This window comes from Hydrogenophaga sp. FG152 (genome assembly GCF_057809615.1).
In genome coordinates this window covers 88477-111649 of record NZ_JBMDKH010000019.1, presented here as the reverse complement: position 1 = coordinate 111649, position 23173 = coordinate 88477, and the positions used below count along the sequence as shown (strand labels likewise).

At 69.6% G+C, this 23173-nt stretch carries 26 protein-coding genes and 1 pseudogene; 15 read left to right on the top strand and 12 right to left on the bottom strand.

The genetic code is table 11. The features are described from left to right. A pseudogene (locus tag ACODTB_RS21220) lies at positions 1-308 on the bottom strand (hypothetical protein); the annotation flags it as partial. Positions 309-332: 24 nt separating this feature from the next. Here ACODTB_RS21220 and pqqA point away from each other — a divergent pair. The 9 genes from pqqA (at position 333) to ACODTB_RS21175 (ending at position 6057) form a co-directional block, all read left to right on the top strand. Continuing rightward, the gene (gene pqqA, locus ACODTB_RS21215) at positions 333-407 is read left to right on the top strand and encodes a pyrroloquinoline quinone precursor peptide PqqA (protein ID WP_068167214.1); all 75 of its coding nucleotides are present in this window, start codon (positions 333-335) and stop codon (positions 405-407) included. A gap of 72 nt (positions 408-479) precedes the next feature. After that, positions 480-1397: a pyrroloquinoline quinone biosynthesis protein PqqB gene (pqqB, locus tag ACODTB_RS21210; protein ID WP_291119104.1), complete on the top strand. Its 918-nt coding sequence runs from the start codon at positions 480-482 to the stop codon at positions 1395-1397. A gap of 13 nt (positions 1398-1410) precedes the next feature. After that, a complete protein-coding gene (pqqC, locus tag ACODTB_RS21205) occupies positions 1411-2142 on the top strand; it encodes a pyrroloquinoline-quinone synthase PqqC (protein WP_291119100.1) in 732 nt (243 codons plus the stop codon). Next, positions 2139-2402: a pyrroloquinoline quinone biosynthesis peptide chaperone PqqD gene (pqqD, locus tag ACODTB_RS21200; protein ID WP_291119098.1), complete on the top strand. Its 264-nt coding sequence runs from the start codon at positions 2139-2141 to the stop codon at positions 2400-2402. Before pqqC ends, pqqD begins: the two co-directional genes overlap by 4 nt. Beyond that, the gene (gene pqqE / locus ACODTB_RS21195) at positions 2386-3513 is read left to right on the top strand and encodes a pyrroloquinoline quinone biosynthesis protein PqqE (protein WP_291119096.1); all 1128 of its coding nucleotides are present in this window, start codon (positions 2386-2388) and stop codon (positions 3511-3513) included. The genes pqqD and pqqE overlap by 17 nt, the downstream gene beginning before the upstream one ends. After that, the gene (locus ACODTB_RS21190) at positions 3510-4247 is read left to right on the top strand and encodes a hypothetical protein (protein ID WP_291119095.1); all 738 of its coding nucleotides are present in this window, start codon (positions 3510-3512) and stop codon (positions 4245-4247) included. The genes pqqE and ACODTB_RS21190 overlap by 4 nt, the downstream gene beginning before the upstream one ends. Continuing rightward, positions 4222-4833, top strand: coding sequence for a DUF2135 domain-containing protein (locus tag ACODTB_RS21185; protein WP_291119094.1), 612 nt, complete (start codon positions 4222-4224; stop codon positions 4831-4833). Before ACODTB_RS21190 ends, ACODTB_RS21185 begins: the two co-directional genes overlap by 26 nt. Positions 4834-4846: 13 nt before the next feature. Then, positions 4847-5371 (top strand): hypothetical protein, encoded by a 525-nt coding sequence (locus ACODTB_RS21180; RefSeq protein WP_291119092.1) that lies wholly within the window; start codon positions 4847-4849, stop codon positions 5369-5371. Then, on the top strand, positions 5368-6057 hold the full coding sequence (locus ACODTB_RS21175) for a hypothetical protein (protein ID WP_291119090.1): 690 nt from the start codon (positions 5368-5370) through the stop codon (positions 6055-6057). Before ACODTB_RS21180 ends, ACODTB_RS21175 begins: the two co-directional genes overlap by 4 nt. Here the strand turns inward: ACODTB_RS21175 and ACODTB_RS21170 are convergent. The 8 genes from ACODTB_RS21170 to ACODTB_RS21135 form a co-directional block, all read right to left on the bottom strand. Beyond that, positions 6050-6334 carry an SEL1-like repeat protein gene (locus tag ACODTB_RS21170; RefSeq protein WP_291119088.1) on the bottom strand — a complete coding sequence of 95 codons (285 nt, stop codon included), beginning with the start codon at positions 6332-6334 and terminating at the stop codon, positions 6050-6052. The two genes, ACODTB_RS21175 and ACODTB_RS21170, sit on opposite strands and share 8 nt — an antisense overlap. Positions 6335-6362: 28 nt before the next feature. Next, on the bottom strand, positions 6363-6683 hold the full coding sequence (locus ACODTB_RS21165; RefSeq protein ID WP_291119086.1) for a c-type cytochrome: 321 nt from the start codon (positions 6681-6683) through the stop codon (positions 6363-6365). A gap of 73 nt (positions 6684-6756) precedes the next feature. Beyond that, complete coding sequence (locus ACODTB_RS21160; protein WP_291119159.1) at positions 6757-8454, bottom strand: PQQ-dependent methanol/ethanol family dehydrogenase; 1698 nt, start codon at positions 8452-8454, stop codon at positions 6757-6759. 256 nt (positions 8455-8710) lie between these two features. Continuing rightward, positions 8711-9640 (bottom strand): quinoprotein relay system zinc metallohydrolase 1, encoded by a 930-nt coding sequence (locus ACODTB_RS21155; RefSeq protein WP_291119156.1) that lies wholly within the window; start codon positions 9638-9640, stop codon positions 8711-8713. 11 nt (positions 9641-9651) lie between these two features. Beyond that, positions 9652-10437, bottom strand: a complete 786-nt coding sequence (locus tag ACODTB_RS21150; protein ID WP_291119084.1) for a quinoprotein dehydrogenase-associated SoxYZ-like carrier — start codon at positions 10435-10437, stop codon at positions 9652-9654. A 2-nt stretch (positions 10438-10439) separates the two neighbouring features. After that, entirely contained in the window at positions 10440-11282 is an 843-nt protein-coding gene (locus ACODTB_RS21145; protein ID WP_291119082.1) for an ABC transporter permease, read from the bottom strand. Further along, positions 11264-12448 carry an ABC transporter substrate-binding protein gene (locus ACODTB_RS21140; protein WP_291119080.1) on the bottom strand — a complete coding sequence of 395 codons (1185 nt, stop codon included), beginning with the start codon at positions 12446-12448 and terminating at the stop codon, positions 11264-11266. The genes ACODTB_RS21145 and ACODTB_RS21140 overlap by 19 nt, the downstream gene beginning before the upstream one ends. Next, complete coding sequence (locus tag ACODTB_RS21135; protein WP_291119078.1) at positions 12448-13416, bottom strand: PQQ-dependent catabolism-associated beta-propeller protein; 969 nt, start codon at positions 13414-13416, stop codon at positions 12448-12450. The genes ACODTB_RS21140 and ACODTB_RS21135 overlap by 1 nt, the downstream gene beginning before the upstream one ends. A gap of 192 nt (positions 13417-13608) precedes the next feature. On the opposite strand from ACODTB_RS21135, the gene ACODTB_RS21130 reads away from it, so the two are divergent. The 3 genes from ACODTB_RS21130 to ACODTB_RS21120 are packed head-to-tail and all read left to right on the top strand — an operon-like array spanning position 13609 to position 15576. Next, positions 13609-14646, top strand: coding sequence for a tripartite tricarboxylate transporter substrate binding protein (locus tag ACODTB_RS21130; protein WP_291119076.1), 1038 nt, complete (start codon positions 13609-13611; stop codon positions 14644-14646). Next, positions 14643-15377: an ATP-binding cassette domain-containing protein gene (locus ACODTB_RS21125; RefSeq protein WP_291119074.1), complete on the top strand. Its 735-nt coding sequence runs from the start codon at positions 14643-14645 to the stop codon at positions 15375-15377. The genes ACODTB_RS21130 and ACODTB_RS21125 overlap by 4 nt, the downstream gene beginning before the upstream one ends. 7 nt (positions 15378-15384) lie before the next feature. After that, positions 15385-15576: a hypothetical protein gene (locus ACODTB_RS21120; protein WP_291119072.1), complete on the top strand. Its 192-nt coding sequence runs from the start codon at positions 15385-15387 to the stop codon at positions 15574-15576. 16 nt (positions 15577-15592) lie between these two features. On the opposite strand, the gene ACODTB_RS21115 is transcribed toward ACODTB_RS21120, so the two are convergent. Together ACODTB_RS21115 and ACODTB_RS21110 are read right to left on the bottom strand one after the other, a co-directional pair. Continuing rightward, complete coding sequence (locus ACODTB_RS21115; protein ID WP_291119070.1) at positions 15593-17449, bottom strand: sensor histidine kinase; 1857 nt, start codon at positions 17447-17449, stop codon at positions 15593-15595. Continuing rightward, positions 17442-18119 (bottom strand): response regulator transcription factor, encoded by a 678-nt coding sequence (locus tag ACODTB_RS21110; protein ID WP_291119068.1) that lies wholly within the window; start codon positions 18117-18119, stop codon positions 17442-17444. The genes ACODTB_RS21115 and ACODTB_RS21110 overlap by 8 nt, the downstream gene beginning before the upstream one ends. 223 nt (positions 18120-18342) lie before the next feature. Here ACODTB_RS21110 and ACODTB_RS21105 point away from each other — a divergent pair, with 223 nt between their 5' ends. Then, the gene (locus tag ACODTB_RS21105) at positions 18343-20439 is read left to right on the top strand and encodes a hypothetical protein (RefSeq protein WP_291119066.1); all 2097 of its coding nucleotides are present in this window, start codon (positions 18343-18345) and stop codon (positions 20437-20439) included. A gap of 104 nt (positions 20440-20543) precedes the next feature. Here ACODTB_RS21105 and ACODTB_RS21100 read toward each other — a convergent pair whose 3' ends face one another. After that, the gene (locus ACODTB_RS21100) at positions 20544-20951 is read right to left on the bottom strand and encodes a DUF3597 domain-containing protein (RefSeq protein ID WP_291119064.1); all 408 of its coding nucleotides are present in this window, start codon (positions 20949-20951) and stop codon (positions 20544-20546) included. A 358-nt stretch (positions 20952-21309) separates the two neighbouring features. On the opposite strand from ACODTB_RS21100, the gene kdpF reads away from it, so the two are divergent. Next, positions 21310-21402 carry a K(+)-transporting ATPase subunit F gene (gene kdpF / locus ACODTB_RS21095; protein WP_291119061.1) on the top strand — a complete coding sequence of 31 codons (93 nt, stop codon included), beginning with the start codon at positions 21310-21312 and terminating at the stop codon, positions 21400-21402. Beyond that, positions 21399-23171: a potassium-transporting ATPase subunit KdpA gene (gene kdpA, locus ACODTB_RS21090; protein WP_291119057.1), complete on the top strand. Its 1773-nt coding sequence runs from the start codon at positions 21399-21401 to the stop codon at positions 23169-23171. Before kdpF ends, kdpA begins: the two co-directional genes overlap by 4 nt. Positions 23172-23173: the final 2 nt, after the last annotated feature.

Here is a 23173-nt window from a genome sequence, read left to right as displayed (position 1 = left end):
CCCCCCCCCCCCCCCGAGGCGCCGGCACCGCGCTGGTCGGGGGCGATCACGCGCTGGCGGCGCAGGTCGAAGGGCCGCAGCATGCCGGGCTGGCAGGCGCCGCCCGGCCCGCCGTGCAGCAACAGCCAGGGGTCGCCGTGCGCCGCGCCGAGCTCGCGCCAGGCCATGCGGTGCAGGCCGCCGACGGGCAGGCGCCTGGGTGCTGGCCAGGGAGTGGCGTTCGAGGGCTTTTGCATGGCATCGATATTGCTGTTCAGGGTCGCGGCCGGTGTGGCGATGGTGCCATCCGGCTTGCAGACATGTTTCATGCCAACCCTTTCTGGAGAACGACCATGCAATGGACCACCCCGGCCTTCACCGACCTGCGTTTCGGCTTCGAGATCACGATGTACATCGCCAACCGCTGATCGATCGATCCGCCAGCGCACGTGTGAACAGCGCGTGCGCTTTTTTTGACCCCTCACCTTCCACCATCGACCATGCGCATCCGGGTTCTGGGCTCTTCCGCCGGCGGCGGTTTCCCGCAATGGAACTGCAATTGCCCCAACTGCGACGGCCTGCGCCGCAGAAAGGTCATGGCCCACGCGCGCACGCAATCGTCGATCGCGGTGAGCGCCAACGAGGTGGACTGGCTGCTGGTCAACGCCTCGCCCGACATCCTCAGCCAGATCCGCGACACGCCGGAACTGCAGCCCGCGCGCGCGGTGCGCGACAGCGGCATCGCCGCCGTGCTGCTGATGGACGCGCAGATCGACCACGTCACCGGCCTGCTGATGCTGCGCGAGCGCGCTGCCGCGCTGCCGCTGCTGGCCACGCCCGAGGTGCTGTCCGAGCTGGACAGCGGCTTTCCCATCACCCGCCTGCTCTCGCACTACTGTGGCGTGGCGCCCCACCCGGTGCCCACCGACGGCCGCATGTTCACCGCGCCCGGGCTGGAGGGCATCGAGCTGCAGGCCGTTCCGCTCGCGTCCAAACCGCCACCGTACTCGCCGTTCCGCGGCAACCCGCGCCCGGGCGACAACATCGGCCTGGTGTTGCGCAACCCGCAGAGCGGCGCGCGCGTGTTCTACGCGCCCGGCCTGGGCGAGGTCACGCCCGAGCTGCTGGCGCTCATGGCCACCTGCGCCGTGGTGCTGGTGGACGGCACCTTCTGGAGCGGCGACGAGATGCAGCGGCTGGGCCTGTCGCCCAAGGCCGCGGCCGACATGGGCCACCTGCCACAGAGCGGGCCCGGCGGCATGATCGAACACCTGGCGCGCCTGCCCGTGACCACGCGCAAGCTGCTGATCCACGTCAACAACACCAACCCCATCCTGATCGAGGACTCGCCCGAGCGCGACGAGCTCACCCGCCGGCGCATCGAGGTGGCGCGCGACGGCATGGACATCCGCTTCTGAGCGCGGGCACGCCATGGACATCGCCACCACCTCGCCCCCCCGCACCGGCCTGCCGGCCTGGACGCGCACCGAATTCGAGGCCCAGCTGCGCGAGAAGGGCCGCTCGTACCACATCCACCACCCGTTCAACGTGCGCATGAACAGCGGCGGCTGCACGCCCGACGAACTGCGCTGCTGGGTGGCCAACCGCTTCTACTACCAGATCTGCATCCCGCGCAAGGACGCGGCCATCCTCGCCAACATGCCCGACCGCGCGCACCGCCGGCTGTGGATCGAGCGCATCCTCGACCACGACGGCCACGGCGATCACGCGGGCTCCGCCGCCGGCGGCATCGAGGCCTGGACGCGGCTGGGCGAAGCCGTGGGCCTTGCGCGCGAGGACCTGTGGTCGCTGCAGGGCGTGGTGCCCGCCGTGCGCTTCGCCTGCGATGCCTACGTGAACTTCGCCGCCAGGGCGCCCTGGCAGGAAGCGGTGTGCTCCTCGCTCACCGAGATGTTCGCGCCCCAGATCCACAAGGACCGCCTGGCCAGTTGGCCCACGCACTACCCCTGGATCGAGGCCGAGGGGCTGGCCTACTTCCGCAACCGCATCCCGCTGGCCGGGCGCGACGTGGAACACGGCCTGCGCGTGACGCTGCAGCACTTCGACACCCGCGAGACCCAGCATCGCGCGCTGGACATCCTGCAGTTCAAGCTGGACGTCCTTTGGAACATGCTCGATGCCATCGAGAAGGCCTGCCAATGAACACCTTGTCGAACCATCCCAAGCTCTCGCGGCGCTTCCGCCTGCAGTACGAGCCCGCGCAGGAGCGCTGGGTGCTGCTCTACCCCGAGGGCATGGTGCAGCTCAACGAGAGCGCGGCCGAGATCCTGAAACGCTGCGATGGCGAGCGCACGTTGGCCGCCATCGTGGAGGATCTGGAGACCACGTTTTCCATCCAGGGCATTGGCCGCCAGGTGAAGGACCTGATCGAGGAAGGAGGCCGCCGTGGCTGGATCGATTGAACCGCCCGGCCCGCCCCTGTGGCTGCTGGCCGAGCTCACCTACCGCTGCCCGCTGCACTGCGTGTTCTGCTACAACCCCACGCAGCACGCGCGCATCCCGCAGGAGCTGGGCACCGCGCAGTGGGTGGACGTGATGCGCCAGGCGCGCGCGCTGGGCGCGGCGCAACTCGGTTTCTCGGGCGGTGAGCCGCTGCTGCGCGACGACCTGGAAGAGCTGGTTCAGGAGGCGCACGCGCTCGGCTACTACACCAACCTCATCACCTCGGGCGTGGGCCTGACCGATGCGCGCGCCACGCGCCTGAAGGCCGCCGGCCTTGACCACGTGCAGCTCTCGTTCCAGGACAGCACGCGCGAACTCAACGACTTCCTGAGCCACACGCGCACCTTCGAGCTCAAGCAGAAGGTCGCGCGCATCATCAAGTCGCACGACTGGCCGATGGTGATGAACTGCGTGCTGCACCGGCACAACCTGCCGCATGTGGGCCAGATCATCGAGATGGCGCTGGACCTGGGCGCGGAGTACCTCGAACTCGCCAACACGCAGTACTACGGCTGGGCCTGGGTCAACCGCGACCACCTCATGCCCACGCACGAGCAACTGGTGGAAGCCGAAGCGGTGGTGAACCGCTACCGCGAGCAGATCGGCTCGCGCTGCCGGCTGCTGTTCGTGGTGCCCGACTACTTCGAGCAGCGCCCCAAGGCCTGCATGAACGGCTGGGGTTCGGTGTTCCTCTCGGTCGCGCCCGACGGCCTGGCCATGCCCTGCCACAACGCGCGCAACCTGCCTGGCCTGGCCCTGCCCAATGTGGCGCACACGCCGCTGGCCGACATCTGGCGAACCAGCCAGGCCTTCAACGCCTACCGGGGCGACGGCTGGATGAAGCCACCCTGCCGCGACTGCGACGAACGCCACAAGGACTTCGGTGGCTGCCGCTGCCAGGCCTTCCAGATCACGGGCGACGCGGCGCAGGCCGACCCGGTGTGCAGCAAGTCCCCGCACCACGACAAGGTGGTGCAACTCGTGAAGCAGGCGCCCACGCAACGCCACATCCCCATCATGTTCCGCAGCGACACCGAGTCGCGCGGCCTGCACCCCGAGGTGCCGGCATGAACACCGCCACCGGCCACCACCGCATGCTGGGCGCGGCGGTGGTCAGCCACCTGCCGGTGCTGCGGCGCGGCCCATTCGCGCTGGAGCACGCGCCGCACGGTCTCTTCCTGCTGTGGCTCGCCTTCATGGGCCTGCTGGGTTTCGGCGCCCTGCTGCTGTGGCAGGCCGGCGCCTGGCACCGGCTGGTGCACGCCGACCCCACGGGCCTCACCGTGGCCATCGTGCTGCTGTTCATCGGCGGCTCGCTCTGGGCCGGCCGCCGCGCCTGGGTGCTGGGCGAACAGCGCCTGCGGCAGGACGCCGCGCGCGAAGACCCGCTGGACACCTGGAGCGCCGAATACCGCGCCGGCTGTGCCCGGCCCGGCGCCGACCCCTCGGTCTGGCTGCAGGTGCTGGGCGAGCGCGCGCACGGCCCGCACGAGATGGCCTGGTGGCTCAACGGCATCCAGCTCAAGCTCGGTCTGCTCGGCAAGGTGATCGGCTTTTCCATCCTCGCGCTGCAGCTCGGCGAGGTGCAGAGCTTCGATGCCAGCCAGTCCACCCAACTGCTCAGGAACCTCACCGGCGGCCTGGGCATCGCGCTGCTGACCACGGTGACGGGCCTCGCCGGCAACATCCTGCTGGGACTGCAGCTCATGCGGCTGGACCGTTTCGCCGACGCGCTCATCGCCGACACGCTGGCCACCACGCCGACCCCGGAGGCCCGCGATGGCGATCGGCCGAGCGGTCCGTGACACCGAGACCGACCCGTTCTACGACATGTTGTTCAACATGCTGATCGCGTTCGTCTTCTGTTTCGTCATCGCGCTGCTCGCCTTCAACCCCAAGGCGCGCAAGAGCGGCGACATCCCGGCCAAGGCCGAGTTCATCGTCACCATCTCCTGGCCCGACAACAACCCCAACGACGTGGACGCCTGGGTCAACGAACCGGGCGGCAAGACGCTGTGGTTCCGCCAGCGCGACGCCGGCATGCTGCACCTGGACCGCGACGACCGGGGCGCGAAGAACAACAGCGTGATCGTCAACGGCCGCGAGATCCGCAGCCCGGTGCGGCAGGAGATCGTCACGCTGCGCGGCCTGGTGCCGGGCGAGTACGTGGTGAACGCGCACTACTACGACTCGCGCGACCAGCAGCCGGTGGACGTGTCGGTGGCGGTGGTGAAGGTGAACCCGCAGGCCGAGATCGTCTACACCGGCACGCAGCAGATCCCGCGCAAGGGCGACGAGCGCACGCTGGTGCGCTTCACCCTCGACGAGGCCGGCACCGTGACCGACCTCAACACCCGGCCGCTGGCCATCGTGCAGCGCACCGGCCTCTGACCCCCCGCTTCCCATGATCCCCTCCATCTCGTCCCAACTGCTGTGGCTGGTGCTGGTGTACGCGCTGCTGGCCTTCCTGTTGCTGTGCCTGCTGCTGGCCACGCGCTGGCACTGGGGCGTGAAGCTGGGCGCGGTGCTGCTGGTCAGCGGCTTCTACGCGCTGAGCCACGCCACGTTGCAGGGCATCGCGGGCTGGCCGAGCGACGACGCCCTGCCCCCGCGCTTCGTGCTGCTCTCGGCGGTGTTCGACGAACCCAGCCCGGGCCGGGGCCACGCCGGCGCGATCTACATCTGGGTCAACCCCATGAAGGACAACCAGCCGCTGGCGATGCCGCGCGTGCACCGCCTGCCCTATGAGAAGGACCTGCACCGCATCCTGGGCGACGGCCTGCGCAAGGCGCGCGACGGCAACACGCAGATGGGCAGCACCGAGCCGGTACCGGGCACCGGCGGCTTCGCCTGGCTGCGCCCGGCCGGCAACGACCGGCTGCAGATCAAGCTGAGCGACCTGCCGCGCGCGCAGTTACCGGAAAAATGAAACCGTCCCTGTTCGCGCTGCCGCTGGCCTGCCTGGCGCTGCCCGGCTGCCGGCCCGCACCTGTCGACGCCTGGTTCCCGCTGGTCGAAGGCGAGCGCATGGTCTACGCCGTGGCGGTGGAAAGCGACGAGTCGCCGCCGCCCGAGGAATGGACGCTGACCGTGCAGGGCTCGCAGACCCTCGACGGCCAGCGCGTGATGCCGCGCCACCATTCCGCCGGCGTGAGCTACTACCTGCGCAGCAACGAGCAGGGCGTGCAGCGCTTCGCCACCCGCACCGACATCGACCGCGAACCCACGCCCGACAAGGAGCCGATGTGGGTGCTGAAGGCACCGTACGCAGTGGGCACCGAATGGACCACGCCCACCGTGCCCTACCTGATCCTGCGCCGCAACGAGCACCCGCGCGAGCTGCGCTACACGCACAAGGCGCTGATGGGCTGGCGCATCGAGGCGGTGGACGACGAGGTGACCACCCCCACCGGCACGCACAAGCCCTGCCTGCGGGTCGTGGGCCGCGCGAAGCTCAACCTCTTCACCGACCCGGTGAACGGCTTCACCGACGTGCCGCTCACCAGCCGCGAGTGGTACTGCCAAGGCAAGGGCCTGGTGAAGTTCGAGCGCGAGGAGCCGGTGCCGCCGGGGTTTCTGGTTGGCGGGCGCTTGACGGCGGTGTGGGTCAGGTAGCCCGGCCGGCCTGCGCGGCGCGCTGGTACAGCGCCTCGGCCCGGGCCGGGTTGCGCGGCTCGCCCAGGCCTTCTTCGGCCAGCACGCCGAGCATGAACAGGGCCTCGGCGTTGCCCGCCTCGTCGGCCAGCGTCGCCCAGATCTCGCGCGCCTGGGCGTAGCGGGCCAGCCGGAATTCGGCCTGGGCCCGGTACCGCGCGTCGCCCACGCTGGAGAGCACGGCGAGGGCCGCACCCAGCAGGGTGCGGGGGTGGCACAGATCGGTCTGCGCGCTCATGGCATGAACAGGTGCGTGGCCGCCGCGCTCAGGGCTTGACCGTGAGCACCCAGGTCGAGAGGGTCTTGAGGTCGGCGGCGCTCAGGCTGGGATGGCCCGGCATGGGCACGCGGCCCCACTTGCCTTTGGAGCCGTTCTGGATCGACTGCGCGAGCGAGGCCGCGGCGTCCTTGTCGCCCGCGTATTTCTCGGCGATGGCACTGAAGGCCGGGCCGACCACCTTGTCGGCGTTGGCGTGGCAGCTGTAGCAGCCGCTGGCTTTGGCAAGCTCCACGGCGGCCACGTCGGCGGCGGTGGCGTGCTGGGCCAGGCCGGCCAGCACGGTGGGAAGGATCAGGAGGTAACGCATGGCGGGCACCGGAGAAAAAGGAACTGGAAAAAAGGGGTGGCATGGCCTTCGCCAGGCCACCCCCAACACCACATCACTTCATGAGCTTGAACGTCCAGACGGAGCCGCCCTGTTCGAGGAAGTTGACCTTCTTGGCCACTTCACCGCCCCACAGCGGCACGGCACCGCCCCAGCCCGAGACCACGCTGACGTACTGCTCGCCGCCCTCGGTCCAGGTGATGGGGGGCGCGACCACGCCGGAGCCGGTCTGGAACTGCCACACCACCTTGCCGGTCTTGGCGTCGGCGGCTTTCAGGTAGCCCTCGGGCGTGCCCCAGAACACGAGGTCGCCGGCGGTGAGCACACCGCCCCACAGCGGCGCGCTGTTCTTCACTTCCCAGGCCACCTTGCCGGTCTTGGGGTCGATCGCGCGCAGCGAACCGATGTGGTCGTCGAACAGCGGCTTGATGGTGAAGCCCGCGCCCAGGAAGGCCGCGCCCTTCTTGTAGGTGATGGGCTCGTTCCAGATCTCCATGCCCCATTCGTTGGTGGGCACGTAGAACAGGCCGGTCCTGGGGCTGTAGGCCATGGGCATCTGGTTCTTGCCGCCCAGGAAGCCTGGCGCGGAAAACACCGCCTTGCCCTTGGCACCGTCGCCGCCGGCGGCGGTCGGGTCACCCGGGCGGTTGGTGTCGTCGAAGTTGGGGCGGCCGGTCTTGAGGTCGATGCCGGTGGCCCAGGTCACTTTCTTCACGAACGGGAAGGCGTTGACCAGCTTGCCGGTGGCGGCGTCGTTCACGTAGAAGAAGCCGTTGCGGTCGGCCTTGGCGCCCATGCGCTTGCCGTCCATGTCGAAGGTGACGAATTCGTTGACGCCGTCGTAGTCCCAGCCGTCGTTGGGGGTGCTCTGGTAGTGCCAGACGATCTTGCCAGTCTTCACATCGATCGCCACGGTGGAGGCCGAGTACAGGTTGTCGCCCTTGCGCACGTGGCTGTTCCAGGGGCCGGGGTTGCCGGTGCCGAAGTAGGCCAGGCCGGTCTTGGGGTCGTAGGTGCCGCCCAGCCAGGTGGCCGCGCCGCCGGTCTTCCAGGTCTCGCCCGGCCAGGTGGCGTTGGTGGTGCCGGTGATGCCGTTTTCCTTGCCGTCCTTGTAGCCCATGTGGCCTTCGACGACCGGGCGCGTCCACACCATCTTGCCGGTGCGCGGGTCGCGCGCTTCCACGCGGCCGACCACGCCGAACTCACCGCCCGAGACGCCCGTCATCAGCAGGCCCTCGGCGATCAGGGGCGCGGCGGTGTAGCTGTAGCCGGCGGCGTAGTCGTCGATCTTCTCGCGCCACACCACCTTGCCGGTGTTCTGGTCGAGCGCGACCAGCTGTGCGTCGAGCGTGCCGAAGATCACCAGGTTGTCGTACAGCGCGGCGCCGCGGTTGATCACGTCGCAGCAGGGCATGATGCCTTCGGGCAGGCGGTGCTCGTACTTCCACAGCTTTTCGCCGGTCTTGGTGTTGACCGCGTAGATGCGCGAGTAGGACGCGGTCACGAACATCTTGCCGTTGTGCACCAGCGGTTGCGACTGCTGGCCGCGCTGCTTCTCGCCCCCGAACGACATGGACCACACTGGCACGAGCTTGCTGATGTTGCGCTCGGTGATGCCGCTCAGCGTGGAGTGGCGCTGGCCCTGGGTGCCCAGACCCCAGCTCAACACGTTGTCGGGGGTCTTGGCGTCGTCGGCGATCATCGCGTCGGTCACGCCCTGGGCGCTCACGTGGGCGGTGGCGGCCAGAATCATCAGGCTCAATAGGGTGCGTTTCACAGTGTGTCTCCTGCTCGTTCGTGGATGTGTGATGCCTGCGACCGAGCACCATGCCCGGCCGCCCGTGAACACCCCGGCCCTGCGGCCGTCGGGGTTTGCACAGACAGCAAATGGCAACATCCATGCCAGCGCTTTTGAGCGGTTTTGCGGCCTGAAATGCGCCACTCCCGGGCCTCGCGGCGGGTCGCGGCTGTGACACTGTTCAGAAACGAATCAACCCCTGCAACAGGGTTCAGCGCGAGCGCGAATCCAGCGCCCGCTGTTCGTACTGCGGGTACCACTGCGCGAGGCTGCGGTGCAGCTCGGCGGGCTGCGCGGCCCAGCCGGCAAAGCGCGCGGGCACCGGCGTGCGCAGCAGCTCGCTGAGGTCCAGGCCTTGTTCGGCGCTGTCCTGCATGAGCGTGGTGAGCCAGCGCAGCCAGTCGCGCGTCTGCTGCACGCCCACCGGCCCGCTGTGCACCGGGCCGTGGCTGGGCACGACCTGCCGCACCTCGTCCGCGGCCAGCCATTGCGCCAGCGTGTCCAGGCTGGCCAGCCACGCGGCGGGGTCGGCGTGGGGCGTGGTGGGCACGCGCTCGGCGAACACCAGGCCGCCGGCGAACAGCACCCCGGTGCGGCGGTCGATCAGCACCAGGTCGTCGCCAGTGTGACCACTCAGGCGCCGCAGTTCGAGCGTGTGCGTGCCCAGCCGCAGGGTCTGCGATTCGACCGCCTCGCGCGCGGGCGTGGGCTCGGTGCCCTTCATCCAGTCGCCGCACAGGCGGTAGAGGTTGTCGGCGTAGGCCGCTCCCTCTGCGCGCATGCCCGCGATGCTGCCGGCCAGGGCCTGCGTGGGGCGGTCGGCCCAGGCCTGGTTGCCGAAGAAGTAGTCGGGGTGCAGGTTGAGGTTGAAGACGTGGCGCACCGGCTCGCGCGTGAGCCGCTCGATGGCGCGGCGCTGCTGCTCGCCGTAGCCGCGCGAAGGACCGGTGTTGACCACCACCACGCCCTCGCCCGTGGCGATGAAGGCGGTGTTGATGATGTTGCAGCCGTTGGCGCGCGAGAAGTCGGCCACCGCGCCTTCGATCACCCAGGTGTGTTCGGCGATCTGGCGCGGCCGCAGGCCGTGGTCGAGCTGTGCGTGCGCCGGGGCAGCCCACAGCGCCAGCATCCACGGCACCATGCGCCAGGCCTTCACGCGGCCACCTCGGCGTCGATGCGGTTGCCGTTGTTGTCGCGCCCGGTCAGCCGGAAACCGCCGGCGTGCTGCGGCGGCAGCTCGAAGGTGAGCAGGGGGTTTTCCGACACCGGCTCGTGCAGGGCCAGGCGCCACCAGGCCTGGCCCGCGCTGTCCACCAGCTGCAGCTGCTCGATGTAGAACGCGGGGATGCCCGCGACCAGGCCGGTGTCCATCGGGTGCATCACGCGCACGCGCAGGCGGCGGCTGCCTTCGATCACATTCGGGAAGAAGCGCGCCTGCACCTGGTTGAGCGTGCGGCTCCACGAGCCGTCGGCGCGCGTGGCGCCGGGCACCGTGCAGCCCCCACCGGCGGCCTGCACCCAGGTGCCGCCCACGTGCCAGCGGCCGTCTGCCGTCTGCACCATGGCGCGCACCGGCGAGGCCTGTTCCATGCGGATGCGGAACGCGAGCATGGGCAGCGCGCGCAAGGGCTCGAAGGCCAGCACCTCGCGCACCGGGTTGCGGTCCACCACCACCAGGATGCGCGCCACACCGCCGCCCGTGCGCGACAGGCCGCGCGCGTCCACCAGCAGTGGCACATTCATCGCGTCGTCGGCGAAGGCCGGGCCGCGCACCAGCACCGCGTCGGAAAACACCATGGGCGCATCGCGCAGGTACTGCCGGCGCAGCGTGGGCCACTGCATCGAGCCCAGCGGGTCGCCCCCGGTGGGGTCGTCCGCGGCCCACAGCGGTGGCGCGCCCAGCAGGCCACCCCACACCAACGTTCGACGCCGCAGCATGCTCAGCCCCCTCCTTTCTGCCGGATGAAACCGCGCTGCGGGTCGTAGCCCCAGAGTGCGAGGACGAAGAACACGGCAGTGCACCCCAGCACCACGGCCCAGGCCATGGCGTTGAACTTCCCCATCATCGCAAAGCGCATGGCCTCCACCGCGTGGGTGAAGGGGTTGAACGCCGCGATCTTCAGCAGCCAGTAGGCGCCCGACTCCTCCAGCTTCCACAGCGGGTACAGCGCCGGGCTGATGAAGAACATCGGGAAGATCACGAAGTTCATGGTGCCGGCGAAGTTCTCCAGCTGCTTCACGTACACCGAGAGCACGAGTCCCAGCGCGGCCAGCATCGCGGCGGCGCAGGCCATGGCCAGCAACAGGCCCGGCAGGTTCGCCCACGCCAGCTCGACGCCGAAGGCCAGCGCGATCAGCAGGAACACCGCCATCTGCAGCACCGAGAGCACGGTACTGCCCAGCAGCTTGAAGGCCAGCAGCCAGCCGCGCGCCAGCGGCGCGGTGAGCAGCAGGCGCATCACACCCATCTCGCGGTCGTACACCATGGAGAGCGAGCTCTGCATGCCGTTGAACAGCGCCACCATGCCCAGCAGGCCAGGCACCATGTAGACCTGGTATTCGATGTAGGTCTCGTAGGGCGGGATGATGGCCACGCCGAACACGTTGTGGAAACCGGCCGAGAACACCACGAACCACAGCAGCGGCCGCACCAGCGCCGAGCCCAGGCGCGTGGGCTGGCGCAGGAAGCGCCCCAGCTCGCGACCGACCACGGCGCGCAGCGCGCGCGCCAGGTGCAGCGGCAGCGAGGGTGCGGCCAGAGGGCTCAGGGGCGTTGCCGGCATGCGGTCTCCGCTTCGTCCACGCCCAGCGTGTCCAGCACGTCCTTGGGGTGCAGCACGCCGTCCAGCGGTGCCACGCCCACCACGCCGTCGATGTGGCTCAGAAACACGGGCTGGCGCAACTGCCCGTCCCAGGCACGGAAGGACAGGCGCGGGCCCTTGAAGCCGTCGATGAAGACGCTGCCACCGCGCAGCTTCTTCAACTGCTGGGCCACGGGCGCCCTGGGGTCGTCCACCAGCACCGCCGCCACCGCGCGGCCTGCCACCCAGGCCGACCAGTCGTGCGACTGCATGGGGCGTTGCGCAAGCTTCTGAAACCGGCGCGAGAGCTGTGGCCCGCCGTTGCGCTCCCACTGCGCGTGCCAGGCGCTGGCCACCAGGCCATTGGCGCCGACCACCGGGCGCGGCCACTGCGTGGCGTAGGGCAGCGTGCGCGCGAACTCGCCGTCGGCGTCCATCACGGCAACCACCTCGTGCTCGCGCTCGCCGGTGAGCAGCCGGGTGTTGGCCAGGTCGCGTTCGCGCGGGTCACCGCTGAGCTTGAAGGGTTTGCTCTGCACGATCTTCAGGCCGTAGCGCCTGGCCGCGCGGGCGAAGGACTCGCCCACGAGACGGTCGCCCGACGCCGGGCCCTGCAGCAGCAGGACCTTGCGCCAGTTGCGCGCGGCCAGGTACTGCGCCAGCGCGTCGCTGGCCATGTGGCGGCTGGGCAGGGTGTGCAGCAGGTGCGCGGCGCAGTCCTGTGCGCGCAGGCTGTCGTCGTCCAGGCCGGTGTTGAAGACCATCGCGCCACCGAGCGCGGCCGGCGCGCCCTGCACCAGTTGGCGCAGCTCGGCCAGCGGCAGGTCGGCCACGAGGTGCTGCACCTTCGCGGCCTTGAGATCGGCCAGGGCCTTGGGCAGCGCCGACGCATCGGGCAGCACCACCTCGCGCAGCACCAGCTCGATGCCGGCGGCGTCGAGTTCGAAGGCCGCGTCTTCCAGCGCCAGCCGCACGCCCTGCACCGCCCGGCCCTGCGGGTGGCCGGGGTAGGCGCGTTCCAGGCGTCGCGGCGCGTAGCGCGGATCGTCGGCCAGCGACACCACGGCCACCGTCAGCTTGACCGCGGCGGCCTGCGCGAGCGACGCGCCGAGCAAGGCGGCCAGCGCGAGCAGCGTGGCCTTCCCCATCACGGCGCCACGATCACGCTGTGCGGCACGCGGCCCACCGCCACGGTTTTCACCGCCTTGGCGCTGGCCGTGTCGACCAGGGTCATGTCGTCCGAGAGGCCATTGGTCACGTAGAGCGTCTTGCCGTCCGGGTGCAAGGTGAGACCCCACGCGCGCTTGCCCACCAGCACCTGGCGGCCCACGGCGCGCGTGGCCACGTCCACCTCGGCCACGTGGTTGGCGCGGCCCAGGCCCACCCACATCGTCTTGCCGTCGGGGCTCAGCGCCATGCCCACGGGGGTGATGTCGGCCTCGCGCATGCCCTTCACCGCAAACTTCACCGTGCCCTTGACGCTGTGGTCCTTCGTGTCGACCACGCTCACGGTGGCATCGAGCTCGTTGCTCACCCACAGCTCGGCGCCGCCGGCGGCGAGCACGAAGCGGCGCGGTCGCTTGCCCACCTGGATGTTCTTGACCACCTTCTTCTGGCCCAGGTCGATGACATGCACGACGTTGGCCACCTCGGAGGTGACATAAGCGAACCTGCCGTCGGGCGTGACCAGCACGCCCTCGGGCTCGCCGCCGGTCTTCACCTCGAACACGGGCTTTTTGCTCGCCAGGTCGTAGGCGGCCATCACGTTCTCGTCCTCGATCGACACGTACACCGTCTTGCCGTCGGGGCTGAGATCGAAGATCTCGGGACTGTCCCCCAATGGAACAGTGCCGGTCATCTTGCCGCTGGCGGTGTCCACCACGCCGAGCTGGTTGCTGTCGCCGCAGCACACGTAGAGCTGGCTGCGGCTGGCGTTGAACATCATGTGGCGCGGGCGCTTGCACACGTCGATGGCGGCGAGACGCTCGCCCTGGGCGTCGAACACATAGAGCTTGTTGTCCTTCTCGCTGGACACATACACCTTGCCCTGGGCCATGGCCAGGGATGCACAGCCCAGCAGGGCCGCAAGCGTGAACAGACGAAACGGGCGGGTCATGTCGATGTCTCCTGATCAGGTTTTTTGGATGGCACAGCGGTCGCCGGGGTGGCGCCGCACCACCTGTTCCGCAAATTCGATGCCAGCGCCGACGCGGAATGGAAATTGCGGTGACATGCCTCAAACACCCCGCTGGCGGCCCGATCGCTACGGACAAACCCTGAGACCACCCCCCTTCGCAGGCCCCACCGCATGACCCGACTGCCCCACGGCCCCGCCGACTGTTCCAGCAAGGAACACTGCCCTGTGACACGCCGCCGCGCGCTGGCCTGGGGCCTGGCGCTGGCGGCCTCGGCGGGCTCGTCGCTGGCCAGCACGGTGGCCTGGCCCAGCCGGCCCCTGCAGCTCATCGTGCCCTGGCCCGCTGGCGGCGCGACCGACCTCACGCTGCGCATCCTGTGCGAAGAAGCCGAGCCATTGCTGGGCCAGCCCATCGTGGTCATCAACCGGCCCGGCGCGGCGGGCACGCAGGTGGCGCCTCTGCTCAAGGCCGCCGAGCCCGACGGCCACACCATCGGCCAGGTGCCCATCACGGTGTACCGGCACGCGCTCATGAACCCCGTGCCCTGGGACCCGCTGACCGATCTCAGCCCCATCGCGCAGGTCTCGGGCACCACCTTCGGTGTGCTGGTGCCGGGCACCAGCCCCTGGAAGAGCCTGCCCGAGATGCTCGACTGGGCGCGCGAGCACCCGGGCGAACTCATCCTTGGCTCCACCGGCATCGGCACCACCGCCCACCTGGCGATGGAAGAGATCCTGTTGCAGCGCGGCATCCGCTATGTGCACGTGCCTTACCGGGGCACGGCCGACCAGATGCTCGCGGTGGCCAGCGGCCAGCTGATGGCAGGCGTGAACTCCACCGGCTTCGCGCCCTGGGTGGACCAGGGCCGGATGCGCGTGCTCGCGATCTTCAGCGCACAGCGCAGCCCACGCTGGCCCGACGCGCCCACGCTGCGCGAGCTGGGTTACCCGCAATCGGTCTACACCTCGCCCTGGGGCCTGGCCGCGCCGCGCGGAACGCCCGAGCCGGTGGTGCGCAAACTGCACGACGCCTTCGCCCGCGCGATGCAGAGCGAGCGCCACCTGCGCGAACTGGCGCGCTACGACCAGACGCTGGACTACCTCAACACGCGCGACTACCGGCAGGCGGTGCGCGACACGGTGGAGCGCGAGAAACGCCTGCTGCAGCGCATGAACCTGCTGGCCCGGCCAATGGGAGCGACAGGATGACCCCCACCACCCTGCTCCAGGCCAGCGGCCTGCACAAGGCCTACGCGGGCAAGCCCGCGTTGAAAGGTGTGGACGTGGCGCTGCGGGCCGGCGAGATGCTCGCGCTGCTCGGGCCCAACGGCGCGGGCAAGTCCACGCTGCTGCAACTCCTCACCGGTCTGTTCACGCCCGACCAGGGCCGCATCGAGGTGCTGGGCCACGACATGCGCCGCCACCCCAGCCACGCGCTGGCCGGGCTGGGCGTGGTGTTCCAGCAGGGTGCGCTCGACCTGGACCTGTCGGTCATGGCCAACCTGCTGTTCCACACCGACCTGCACGGCATGCCGCGCGCGCAGGCGCGCGAGCGCATCGCGGCGCACCTCGATGCCATGGGCCTGGGCGGACAGGCGCGCGCCGTGGTGCGCAGCCTCTCGGGCGGCACGCGGCGCAAGGTGGAGCTGGTGCGCGCGCTGCTGCACGAACCGCGCGTGCTGCTGATGGACGAGGCCACCGTGGGCCTGGACCCGGCCTCGCGCCAGCAGTTGCTCGACACCGTGCGCACGCTGTGCCGCACACGGGGCATGGGCGTGCTGTGGGCCACCCACCTGATCGAGGAAGTGCAGGGTGCCGACCGCCTGATGCTGCTGCACCAGGGCACGGTGCGCTTCGAGGGCTCGATCCCGGCCTTCATGGCGCAGGCACAGGGCGCGGACTTTCAGGCCGAGGTGCTGCGCCAGCTCGGGCCGCCATAATCAGGACATGCCCGACAAGGACCCCGACGCCCGCTTCAAGACCGCCCTGCAGGTGGTGGGCATCCTGGGCCTCACGGGCATGCTTGCGATGATCTTCCACAAGGGGTTCGCGGACATCTCGTTGCTGTGGCAGCAGCACGCGGGGGGCGACTTCTGGCTGGCGCTGGCGCGCTACTTCTTTCGCAACCTGGCGGGTTGAGCCGCACCCGGAACCGTCAAGACAACTGGATCTCGACCACCGTGCGTCCCGGCGCACTCTGCAGCGAGAGCACCGCACCGATCGCGCGGGCGCGTTCCCGCATCGCCAGCAGTCCCTTGCGCCACGCCACGGTGGCGTCGAACCCTCGGCCGTTGTCCACGATGCGCAGGCGCACACCCCGCTCGGCCGCGACGGCTTCGATGCACAGCTCAGTGGCCTGCGCATGCTGCAGCACGTTCGACAAGGCCTCGAAGACCATGAACTGCAGCTGGCGCATCGCGCCGGCGTCCAGCCGCTGCAGCGGCTCGATCAGTTCGACCGCCCAGCGGAGCGCGATGTCGCTGGCCTGCAGGCGAGGCTCCAGGCGGTAGCGCAGGTTGGCCAGCAGCGCCGTCACGTCGCCCGGCGGCAGGTTCATCGCGTCGATCGAGAGCTTGAGCTGATCCAGCGAGTCGCGCAGCGTCTGCAGCAGTTCCTGCTGGCTGGACCGGCCCGACTCGAGCTGCCGGATCGCCGAGCTGATGTGGGCTCCCACGCCGTCGTGCATGTCGCGCAGGATGCGGGTCCGCTCGGCGGTGCGCTCCTGCTCGCGGGCCAGTTGCTCGACCCGCCGGTAGGTCTCGGCGAGCTCGCGTTCCTTCTCGCTCACCCGCGCGGCCAGGGTGTTCAGGAGGTCGCGCACCTGAGCCGACACCCGCCGGAACCGCGCGATGACGATGTAGAGCAGCCCCAGGCCGAACACGACCGACGAGTACCGCATCAGGCTGCTGTCCGCGTAGGTCGGGTTGATGCGGAACACGTAGAGGTCGCGGAAACCCACCGCCACGTTCAGCAGCACCGCCAGCGCCACCACCCGGTGCGCCACGCTGGCGCCACGCAGCGCCTGGCCCATGAAGATGACACCGAACAACAGAAAGGTCAGGCCCAGCGCCGCGTACCAGGTCGTGAGCGCCAGCGGGTGGCCAAAGCCCAGCGCCCAGATCGCCATGGGCCCGCTGGCCAGCATCAGTGCCAGCAGCCAGTGGGCCATCAGGCGGCCGGCCGGCCGGTTCTCCCAGCGCGCCACATGCATGCAGAACAGGCCCATGCTCCAGCTCCACACCGCGAGCGCCACGACCGGCACAACGCCCCACCAGGGCCAGGCCAGCACCGGGTTCTCGATGAGGGCATCCCCGACCCGCACCGCCCAGAACAGCTCGGCCAGTCCGGCGTACAGGTACAGGGGGTCGCGGCGCTGGCGCACCGGGTTGGAGAGATCGGGCTGGGTCACCCACAGGGACAGCGAGATCAGCCCGACGAGCAGGCTGAAGCCGACCACGACCATCGAGCCGGTCACCCGCCAGCGATGCGCCTCGGCGTACTTTTCGCCGACCACCTCCCGCGGCCCGATCCAGACCGTGGAGAGTCCGCCCCGGCGGCCGACGTCGGCGCGCACCCGGACCTGCAGGCTGTTGTTCAGCTGCAGCAGGCCGGCCGGCAGCGGCGCCATGCGAGGCACCTGCCCGTAGTCCGCCCCGTTGGCTTCCAGCATGTCCCCCTGGTGCTGCACCAGCATGCCGTTGAGCCAGACCTCGTAGGCATTGCCCAGCCGCGGCAGGTAGAGGCTCCAGGGGTCCTGTGGCACCTCGGGCAAAGTGAAGCGGAAGTCGAAGGTCGCCCGGCCGGCGCGCCCGGGGTTGTGGCGGTCCCAGTGGTAAGGCAGGGTCTGCTGCCGCCGCTCGAGGTGACCGTCCACCACCACGGTGGCGCGGGCCTCGCGCAATTCCAGGGCCTGTGGGCGAGGCACATCCGGGTCGTCGGCGTGCAGCGATCCCGTCAGGCCCAGGGCCAGACTCAGGCACACCAGCCAGCGCCAGCCGAGGCCCTCAGTCATGCCGAGGCAACATGCCCATGCGGGTGGCTTCAAACACCGCCTCCATCTTGGAGTGCACCGCCAGCTTGCTGTACAGGCTCTTGATGTGCGCCTGCACCGTGTGCACGCTCACGCCTTGCAGCACGGCGATTTCCTGGTACGAGAAGCCTCGGGCGATCAGGCCGAGCACCTCCTGCTCACGGCGCGACAAGGGCGGGCGCTCGACCGGGGGCGGCGCGGCGGCGGGCGGCGGGACGACGGCCTGGCGGGTGGTGTACTTGGCCAGCACGCGGCGGGCGATCATGGGGGAGATCGGTGAGCCTCCGGCCTTCATGTCCAGGATGGTCTGGGCGATGTCTTCGGGTGCCGCATCCTTGTGGATGTAACCCAGCGCGCCGGCCTCGATGCTGGCCAGCACGTTGTCCTCGTCGCCGAACATGGAGATGACCAGGGTCTCGCAGGCCGGGTGGGTCTGGCGCGCCTGCCGAATGACCTCCAGACCGGAGCCGTCGGGCAGGCCCAGATCGGTCAGCAGAACGTCCACGCCCTCGCCCGGGCGGGTCAGGCAGTCCTTGGCGTGCGCCACCGTGCCCACGCAACCGGCCAGCGTCAAGGCCGGCGAGCGGGCCACGCAGGACTCAAAAAAACCCCGCATCTCGGGGTCGTCTTCGACGATCAGCACACGCCACATCGGGATCGGTCTCCAGCGGCCCGCGGGTTGGACACATTGCGCGCGGGGTCCTTCGAGCATACCCAGAAAGCGGGCGCCGACCGTGCAAAGCGGCACACCGCGCAGGCCTGGAACGCCTCGAACCCCATGTTCATGGGATGCAATTTGTCGCCACCAGACCTCCAATGCCGATGCCCGGGTCCAGGGATCCCGGGCCACTGTCCCACAAACACATGGAGATTGCATGCGAAACGACCACAGACGGTATGCCCTCACGGGCTTGTTGATGCTGGCGCTGGCGGGCTGCGGCGGCAGCAGCGGCGTCAACTCGGGCGCCGGTGGCGGCGGCACCGTCACGGCCCCGGTGGGCCTCACCGTCAGCGGCGTGGCCGCCACCGGCGCGGCCTTCACAGGCGCCGTCATCACCGTGGTCGACAGCCGCGGCGTCACCGTGGGCCAGAGCCAGCCCGTCGGCACGAACGGCAGCTACAGCATCACGCTGGACGCGGCGGCCGTGGCGCCGTTCGTGCTGGTGGCCAACCGCACCGACGCCAACGGCGCGGTCCAGACGCTGGTCAGCGTGATCCCGTCGGCCAGCGCGACCACCGCCAACATCACGCCGATCACCACGCTCATCGCCTCGCGCCTGTCGCCCTCCGGTGACCCGGGCAAGCTGGCCGGCGAACTGGCCGCGGGCAATGCCGTGATCTCGGCGCAGGCCGTGGCCGCCACCGTGACCGAGGTGCAGGCCATCCTGGCCCCGCTGCTCACGGCCACCAGCACGACCGGCTTCAATCCGCTGACGGGCACCTTCAGCACCGATGGCACCGGCTACGACCGCCTGCTGGATTCGGTCAACATCACCTTCCTGCCGGCCAGCTCGACCACCACCAACATCGAGATCTCGGTCAAGCAGGAAGTGGCCGACGGCCAGCAACCCACCAGCCTGAGCTTCAGCAGCAACACGACGACCGTCGCGCCCTTGCCAGCGATCGATCCGACCACGCTCATCGCCGAAGGCACCTCCGCGAAGATCACCCAGTTCCTTCAAGCGCTGACCGCCTGCTATGCCCTGCCGGCCAACCAGCGCGCGACGGCGCCCAGCACCGTGCTGGCGGCCGCCTGCCTCGACGTGTTCCACAACAACGACCCCGCACTCTTCAGGAACAACGGCGGCACCGTGGGCAGCAGCGGCGCCTTCGCCAGCCTCTTCAACCCCAACGCCGTCGGCGTCGTGTTCAGCCAGGGCAACTACGAATTCACCCGCGACAACGCCGACAAGGACATCGTCGTTGGCTACAAGACCACCGGCCCTGACGGCAGCGAGTCCTACGACAGCTTCGTGCTGCGCACCAGCACGGTGGACGGCAAGCTGCGGCTGATCGGCAACCAGTACCGCTTCCCCGGCCGCGTCGCGGCCTACCAGCAGCGGCGCAACTTCATCAGCCTGGACCAGGAAGCCTACGACTACTTCAGCACCGGCTACGTGCTGGACGTGGCCAACCGCCAGCGCCCGGGCAACCAGGGTCCGCTCTTCAACCGCGTCGTCGTGACCACGCCGACCGGTTCGGTCCTCACCCTGCAACCGAGCGGCAACTCCAGTTTCCTGGGGCTGGTCAAGCCCGGGCCGGTGGTCTCCGGCACCAGCTTCGTCCGCTTGCGCAGCGAGTATGTGGATGGCAACACGTCGCGGCCGCATCCGCGCAACGTCGACCCCACGCTGTTTTTCGTGGCCGATCCGGACCGCACCGAGGCCAGCCTGGCCAGCGCCAAGTCACAGGGCAGCTGGCGGTTCGAGTACTACCTCAACGTCGACGACCCGGCCACGCCGCAGGACGACACCACGGTGCCCGAGGTGCAGTACTACAAGAACCGCGCCCGCGCCCTCACCATCGCCGAGCTGCGCACGCAAGGTCTCGCGCAGTTGACGCCGGCCCTGATCGCCGAAATCCGGTCGGGCACCGAGCCGGCCGGCGTCCAGGACGCGGGACAGATCGTGTTCGTCGCCGGCGACCCCGGCGACATCTCCACCGAAGGCGGCGGCAACGGCTGGAGTGTGGGCACGGGCCAGTTGCCCCCCACGCAGATCACGATGTTCGGGCGCTCGCCGCGCACGGGCAGCAACGCCAACTTCACCGATTCGGTCGAGGTGCGATCGACGGCGCGCCAGGCCGTCGTGGCCTGCTCGCCGCAGAGCGTGACGGACGACCACTGCTTCAACGGCGGCCCGACCTTCGCCGAGGGTTCGCGCCTGAGCGGCCTGCACCTCTCCGCCCGCGACGTCGCTGGGCGGGAGTACGCCAACTTCTACGCGCTGTACCAGCTCAACATCGTGCCCTGAAGCTCCCGGGCCTGGCTCCGCAGCCCCGCTTCGGCGGGGCTTTTTCATGCCTGAAACGACAACGCCCCGCAAGCGGGGCGTTTCTGCGGCACCGGTTCAGCCGATCAGCTGAACAGTTCCTTCGGCACGTTGCCGCCATTGGCGGCGATGTGGGCCAGCACGTTCTTGTGCAGCCACATGTTCATCTTGGCCGAATCGCCCATCAGCTCGTCGGGGCAATACAGCTCCTTGGCGAGCGCCTTGCGCGCCTCGAGGCTGCTGTCGATATCCAGCAGCTTGAGCAGGTCAACGATGGAGGTCTTCCAGTTCAGCTTCTGCGGGTTGGCGGCCGCCTTCTTCTCCATCAAGGCCATCACGTCGACCATGGTGATCGATGCGACGGCGGGCGCGGCAGCCGGTGCGGGCGCCGGTGCGTCAGCAGGCGCCGTGGGCACGGTGGGCGGTGTGATGACCGGGGCCTCCGCGGCCTTGGACATGCCGAGCTTCTCGAGGATGTTGCTGAAAAATCCCATGGTGTTCTCCTTGTTTCCGTTGAAAAAGGCCCGCCTGGCCAGTGCGGAGGCGCGCCACGCCAGCATAGGCCATAAATGCGACAAGCCCAACCGCCGGTCTTGATGCTTTCTTGATGCCGGCCCGCGCAGTCTTGCGCCCGTCTTGACGCCCCCGTTCCTAGCATCGGTGGACTGTCTTGAACGGAGAACCCCATGGACTTCATCTACCTCGGCCTGGCCGCTGCCTGCGGCCTGCTCGTCTGGGGCCTGGCACTGGTTTGCCAGCGCCTGCAACCCACTGGCGGGGGGCGCCCATGAGCGCCGCGCCGGGCCGCCCCAAGCCAGCTCGCACCGCAGCGCGTCGCGCGGAGGTACTCCTATGAGCGGCTGGACCCTGCTGGCGGCCGCCCTCTCGGGCGGGCTGCTGATCTACCTGGTGGCCGTGCTGCTGCGGCCGGAGGACTTCTCATGAGCGCGATGGCATGGCTGCAACTGGCGGTGTTCCTCGCGCTGCTGCTCGCGCTGGCCTGGCCGCTGGCGCGCGCGATCGATGCGGTGATGGCCGGCCGCTTCGCGCTCGGCCAGCGCCTGGAGGCACCGCTGTGGCGCCTGGCAGGCGTGCGGCCCGAGCGTGAATCCGGCTGGCTGCGCTACGCGCTGGGCCTGCTGGTGTTCAACGGCCTGGGCCTGCTCGCGGTGTACGCGCTGCAGCGCCTGCAGGGCGTGCTGCCGCTCAACCCGCAGGCCTTCGGCGCGGTCACGCCCGACTCTGCCTTCAACACCGCCATCAGCTTCATGACCAACACCAACTGGCAGGGCTATGGCGGCGAGTCCACCATGAGCTACCTCACCCAGATGGTGGGCCTCACGGTGCAGAACTTCCTGTCGGCCGCCACCGGCCTCGTGGTGGTGGTCGCGCTGGTTCGCGGCTTCTCGCGCCATTCGGCCCAGTCCATCGGCAACGTGTGGGTGGACCTGACGCGCGCCACGCTGTGGGTGCTGCTGCCGCTGTCGCTGGTGCTGGCGGTGTTCTTCGCGGGCCAGGGTGTGATCCAGAACCTCTCGCCCTACACCGAGGTGAAGACGGTCGAGACCGTCACCTGGGAAACCTCGACCCCCGGCGCCGAAGGCCAGCCGGCGCTCACCGAGGCGCACAGCAGCGCGACGCAGACGCTGGCCATGGGGCCGGTGGCCTCGCAGCTCGCGATCAAGATGCTGGGCACCAACGGCGGCGGCTTCTTCAACGCCAACTCCGCGCACCCATACGAGAACCCCACGGCGCTGTCCAACTTCATGCAGATGCTGGCCATCTTCCTGATACCGGCCGCGCTGTGCTTCGTGTTCGGCCGCATGGTGGGCGATGGGCGCCAGAGCTGGGCCGTGCTGGCCGCGATGACGGTGCTGTTCGTGGCCTTCGTGGTCGCAGCCACCACCTTCGAGCACCAAGGCAACCCGGTTCTGGCCTCGCTCGGTGCGGACCAGGCCACCACGGCCCTGCAATCCGGCGGGAACATGGAGGGCAAGGAAGTGCGCTTCGGCATCAACGCCTCCAGCCTGTTCGCGGTGGTCACCACCGCCGCGAGCTGCGGCGCGGTGAACGCCATGCACGACAGCTTCACGCCCCTGGGCGGCATGGTGCCGCTGGTGCTGATGCAGCTGGGTGAGGTGGTGTTCGGCGGCGTCGGCGCGGGCCTCTACGGCATGCTGGTGTTCGCCATCATGGCGGTGTTCATCGCCGGCCTGATGATCGGGCGCACACCGGCCTACCTGGGCAAGAAGATCGAGGCGCACGAGATGAAGATGGTGTCCATCGCCATCCTGGTCACGCCCCTGCTGGTGCTGGTGGGCACGGCGGTGGCGGTGATGGCCGGCGCCGGGCGCGCGGGCATCCAGGACCCGGGGGCGCACGGCTTCACCGAGGTGCTGTATGCCCTGACCTCGGCCGCCAACAACAACGGCAGCGCCTTCGCCGGCCTGTCGGCCAACACGCCGTTCTACAACGTACTGCTGGGCCTGGCCATGGTGTTCGGCCGCTTCGGGGTGATCGTGCCGGTGCTTGCCATGGCCGGCTCGCTCGCCGCCAAGCAGCGCGCCAGCGCCACCGACGGCACCCTGCCCACCCACGGCCCGCTGTTCGTGGCCCTGCTGATCGGCACCGTGTTGCTGGTCGGCCTCCTGAACTATGTGCCCGCGCTGGCGCTCGGCCCGGTGGCCGACCACCTGCTGCTGTGGGCCCGTTGAAA

Bases quoted from the DNA above. Each gene is read 5' to 3' on its own strand.
- kdpF (WP_291119061.1), top strand. From the start codon at position 21,310: ATGAGCGGCTGGACCCTGCTGGCGGCCGCCCTCTCGGGCGGGCTGCTG.
- ACODTB_RS21150 (WP_291119084.1), bottom strand. From the start codon at position 10,437: ATGCTGCGGCGTCGAACGTTGGTGTGGGGTGGCCTGCTGGGCGCGCCA.
- ACODTB_RS21105 (WP_291119066.1), top strand. From the start codon at position 18,343: ATGCGAAACGACCACAGACGGTATGCCCTCACGGGCTTGTTGATGCTG.
- pqqC (WP_291119100.1), top strand. From the start codon at position 1,411: ATGGACATCGCCACCACCTCGCCCCCCCGCACCGGCCTGCCGGCCTGG.
- ACODTB_RS21110 (WP_291119068.1), bottom strand. From the start codon at position 18,119: ATGTGGCGTGTGCTGATCGTCGAAGACGACCCCGAGATGCGGGGTTTT.
- ACODTB_RS21120 (WP_291119072.1), top strand. From the start codon at position 15,385: ATGCCCGACAAGGACCCCGACGCCCGCTTCAAGACCGCCCTGCAGGTG.
- ACODTB_RS21140 (WP_291119080.1), bottom strand. From the start codon at position 12,448: ATGGGGAAGGCCACGCTGCTCGCGCTGGCCGCCTTGCTCGGCGCGTCG.
- ACODTB_RS21170 (WP_291119088.1), bottom strand. From the start codon at position 6,334: ATGAGCGCGCAGACCGATCTGTGCCACCCCCGCACCCTGCTGGGTGCG.
- ACODTB_RS21125 (WP_291119074.1), top strand. From the start codon at position 14,643: ATGACCCCCACCACCCTGCTCCAGGCCAGCGGCCTGCACAAGGCCTAC.
- ACODTB_RS21100 (WP_291119064.1), bottom strand. From the start codon at position 20,951: ATGGGATTTTTCAGCAACATCCTCGAGAAGCTCGGCATGTCCAAGGCC.
- ACODTB_RS21165 (WP_291119086.1), bottom strand. From the start codon at position 6,683: ATGCGTTACCTCCTGATCCTTCCCACCGTGCTGGCCGGCCTGGCCCAG.
- ACODTB_RS21130 (WP_291119076.1), top strand. From the start codon at position 13,609: ATGACCCGACTGCCCCACGGCCCCGCCGACTGTTCCAGCAAGGAACAC.
- ACODTB_RS21180 (WP_291119092.1), top strand. From the start codon at position 4,847: ATGATCCCCTCCATCTCGTCCCAACTGCTGTGGCTGGTGCTGGTGTAC.
- ACODTB_RS21135 (WP_291119078.1), bottom strand. From the start codon at position 13,416: ATGACCCGCCCGTTTCGTCTGTTCACGCTTGCGGCCCTGCTGGGCTGT.
- pqqB (WP_291119104.1), top strand. From the start codon at position 480: ATGCGCATCCGGGTTCTGGGCTCTTCCGCCGGCGGCGGTTTCCCGCAA.
- ACODTB_RS21160 (WP_291119159.1), bottom strand. From the start codon at position 8,454: ATGATTCTGGCCGCCACCGCCCACGTGAGCGCCCAGGGCGTGACCGAC.
- ACODTB_RS21185 (WP_291119094.1), top strand. From the start codon at position 4,222: ATGGCGATCGGCCGAGCGGTCCGTGACACCGAGACCGACCCGTTCTAC.
- kdpA (WP_291119057.1), top strand. From the start codon at position 21,399: ATGAGCGCGATGGCATGGCTGCAACTGGCGGTGTTCCTCGCGCTGCTG.
- ACODTB_RS21190 (WP_291119095.1), top strand. From the start codon at position 3,510: ATGAACACCGCCACCGGCCACCACCGCATGCTGGGCGCGGCGGTGGTC.
- ACODTB_RS21115 (WP_291119070.1), bottom strand. From the start codon at position 17,449: ATGACTGAGGGCCTCGGCTGGCGCTGGCTGGTGTGCCTGAGTCTGGCC.
- ACODTB_RS21145 (WP_291119082.1), bottom strand. From the start codon at position 11,282: ATGCCGGCAACGCCCCTGAGCCCTCTGGCCGCACCCTCGCTGCCGCTG.
- ACODTB_RS21175 (WP_291119090.1), top strand. From the start codon at position 5,368: ATGAAACCGTCCCTGTTCGCGCTGCCGCTGGCCTGCCTGGCGCTGCCC.
- pqqD (WP_291119098.1), top strand. From the start codon at position 2,139: ATGAACACCTTGTCGAACCATCCCAAGCTCTCGCGGCGCTTCCGCCTG.
- ACODTB_RS21155 (WP_291119156.1), bottom strand. From the start codon at position 9,640: ATGGTGCCGTGGATGCTGGCGCTGTGGGCTGCCCCGGCGCACGCACAG.